This window comes from Staphylococcus sp. B1(2026), assembly GCF_058895785.1.
In genome coordinates this window covers 1-3,844 of the sequence record NZ_JBZXTS010000073.1, presented here as the reverse complement: position 1 = coordinate 3,844, position 3,844 = coordinate 1, and the positions used below count along the sequence as shown (strand labels likewise).

The window sequence follows — 3,844 nt, the reverse complement described above, 5'->3', positions numbered from 1 at the left end:
TATGTAGCTGAAGCTTCTTTACCATCTACTGTTTCATACGTGTACGTTACTGTACGATTCACCACTTCATTTAAGTCAGTTTCTTTCAAGCCATCTGGCCATTTTGGTCCATCTGGGTTATTCGGATCTACTGGTGTTCCTGGTGTTTTCGGATCTGTTGGTGGTACTTCATCAATACGTGGTTTTAATACGATTGTGAAATCTTGATCTGTATTCTTATCTTTATCAAATTTCGGTGTTGTACCATCTGGGTTGAAGCCATTGTCTACTAATACATAACCTTTGTTGATTAAGTCTTTTACTTTATCATCTGATGGTTTTGTCGGAATGTCTTCGCCTGATTTACCTGTTTCTTTGTCTGGATCAGCTAATACTTTGTTTGTATCTTTTTCAACAAAGTTGATTGTTGCTTTTTGGTCTGATTTTGTATAGTCAATCGGTGTATCTTTTGACGGATCTTCTGGTAATGTTGGTGGAATATAACCTTTTGTCGGATCATTTGGATCTTTTGGTTCTAAAGGTTTACCATTTACATTCGGTTCGTAACCTGGTACATAAGGAATTACTGGTACACCTGGATCTGTTGGTTGTCCTGGTTGTGTTGGATCTGTTGGATGATTTGGATAAACAATCGGTGTATTTGGTACTTCTGTTTCCTCTGCTGGGATGTTTGGTACCCATTTACCTAATGGTGTATACACAACTGTTGTTTCTCTATCTGGATCTTTTGCCTGAATGCCTGGTTCAGCTTCCACAACCCCGCGTTTAGTAATATAACCTTTAATCAACGGTGAAGTAACTTCGTCAAATTGTGTACCATTTGTTGGTGTCCAATCTTTATACTCTACTGTACCTTTTGTAACATTTGCTAAACCTTCACGTGTATATGGTAATTTTTGTACCACATCTTCTGAAGCTGTTTCACCGTTCTCTGTTAAGTATTTATAATGAATTGTACGTACAACTTCTTCATTTAAATCAGTTGCTTTCACACCATCTGGCCATTTTGGTCCATCTGGATCATTCGGATCTACTGGTGTTCCTGGTGTTTTTGGATCTGTTGGTACAACTGGAATAATAACATCACGTTGTTTATAAACATAAGTGATTTCTGTTGTTTCTCCTCCTACAACTTGTCCCGTTTCTTTACCCTGTGTTTTATTAGGTACTAAGTCATATACTTTATCATAGACTGGACCTTTAACAGTAATTACTGGTTTTTTCAATTCTTTAGTACTATATGGTGTACCATTTGAAGCATCTGTAGTATCCGATACTTGTGGTGAAATAACATTACCAGCTTCATCTTTATAATTAACTACTACATCACCTTTTAATTCTTTGTAAACATAAGTAATTTCTGTAACGTTTTTTGTAACCTTACCTTTTTCCACCCCTTTAGTTTCACTTGGTATTAATTCGTATTTTTTATTATTGTTCGCTATAATTGTTGTAGGTTTGTCATTTTCATCAGTTGTATCATATGGTGTACCTACTGGCACTTGATTTTCGTCAACAACTGGATCTTTAATTTGATTACCTTGTTGATCTTCGTATTTAACAATTACATCACCTTTAGGTTCCTCAACATATTGATAAACGATTGTTTGCGGAGTATCTTTTACTTTACCAGTTTCTGTTGCATCCCCTGCATTTTTACGTACTGGTGCCGTTTTAGATAAGATATAACGTATACCATCTTTAGTAATTTCTTTTGGCTTATCACCTTTATATACTTCTCCTACAGGTGTATCTGTTGGTTTTACTACTTTTTCATTTTGAAGCTCTGTTTCAGTACCTTCAATAACGTAACGTTCTTTAACTTCTCCACCTACATTAACATATTGATAAACAATTGTTTGTGGTTCATCTTTTACAGTACCACTCTCAGGTGCATCACCTTTATTTGTACGTACTGGATCTGTTGAAGATAATTTATAACGTTTACCATCTTTTTCAATTGTATCTGGTTTCGTTCCTTGGTACTTCTCACCAAATGGTGTATCAGCTGGTTTTACTGTTTCAGGTGTTTTAATCTCTGTATTAGTACCTTCAACTACATACTTAGCATTAACTTCTCCACCAACATGTTGATATTGGTAAACTACAGTTTGTTTATCAGAAGTTACTTTACCAGTTTCAGGTGCATCACCTTGATTTGTACGCACTGGATTTTCAGATAAGATTTTATATTTTTTACCATCTTTAGTAATTTCTGCTGGTTTATGATCCGAAGTATCATAGACTTTACCTACGCGTTCATTTGTTGGTTCATCAATAATTGGATCTTGTAAATTATCATCTTTACCTTTTTCTACATAACGAACATTAACTTCACCACCACCAAGATAATAATAAAAAACTTCAGAAGATGGTGCCCATTTATTATTAATAATGATACCACCACTACTCGTTGTCACAACATCTGTTGCTAATGGGAAACTAACACGACTTCTTCCTTCAACATCTAAAGTAACTTTTTCTGGTAATTTCAAATTATTTAATATATTTTTATCTGTTTTCTCTGGATTAACATGTGCTAAATAAAAAGCATCTTTATCATTACTAATATATGATTTATATTGATTACCATTACTGTCTGTTTCTTCTAATTTACTGTCTGGTATACGTGTTGATGAATTCCCTTCCGGTCCAACATTAAAGTATTTTGTTGTATATGTTTTATATTTGTCAATATTAGTAAAAAATTCTTCAGCTGTTGGCAACTCTTCTTTATCTGCATCTTTAGGACTTACATACGTAATAGTTTCCGCTTGACCTTCATTATTTAAATAAGTCTTCTTTTGATAAACTGTCACGTTTTCAGTTTTAGCATTAGTTGTTGCTGTTTGAATTGAACGTGTGTAAGTCGAATCACCTTTATAGTTTGACTTGCTTGTATTAATTTTACCTGATTGGTTTGGTGTACTTGTAATATATGTATATCCTTCAAATTCTAAAGGTTGTGTTTTATAAGTTAGTGCTGTTGTCTCATAGTCTTGACCTTGCCATCCTGATTGTTTTTCATCAGAACGTATAATAGTACCTGTTTTAACATATTTTTTACCATCATGTTCTATATCATATAGCTCACCTTCTGCTACTTCTTTAATTAATTGATAATGTGTAACTTGGTAAACATGAGAAGGGAAACTAACAGTTAATTGATTTACCTTAATTTCATCTGTTACTAATTTACCGTCTGCATATGTTTTAGCAATATGACTTTGTGGATTATTAGCGATTGAAATTTTATTTGTTGAAATTGAGAATGATGGTTTATTAGTTAAATTAGTAAATTCAACACTTTGACCTGCTTCATTACTTAATGATAAAGTATCACTTAGTTTCTTGCCTGTTGAATCAAAAGCTGTAATATAAACTTTATTAGCTTGTTGTACTTGTCTAATATCATTTGGATCTTTTACCGGTCCTAAATCATTGGTTGATACAGCTAACGCAAACTGATTATTTGTAGTAGTATCTTTTAATGTATAGAACGTATATCTACTGCCTTCTGGATCTGACACAGGAGGTACATCTTTTGTAGTAATTTCATATCCTTCTAAAGGAGAATCAATTCCTGGTGTTGCTCTAAATTTAGACGTAGATGTTGTTTCTTTTTCAGTTGTAATAATTCTTGGATTACGTGTTGTTTGATTGAACTTACCAGAAATTGGATTAGAATGTGATGCTTCTATTAATTGTCCATCTTTCTCCACATCAACTTCATGGTCTGTGTTTGTATCATTTGTGATTATTTTTTCTTTTACAATTTCTTCTGTTTTCTCAGTCGAATTTACTTCTTTTACTTTTTTAGCTTCTTCTAACTTTTTAGCTTCTT

Annotated in this window: 1 protein-coding gene; it reads right to left on the bottom strand. The window is 33.2% G+C overall.

The features are described from left to right. Positions 1-3,844: MucBP domain-containing protein (locus AC5EAH_RS07780; RefSeq protein WP_493494213.1), on the bottom strand; the 3,844-nt coding region annotated here is incomplete at both ends.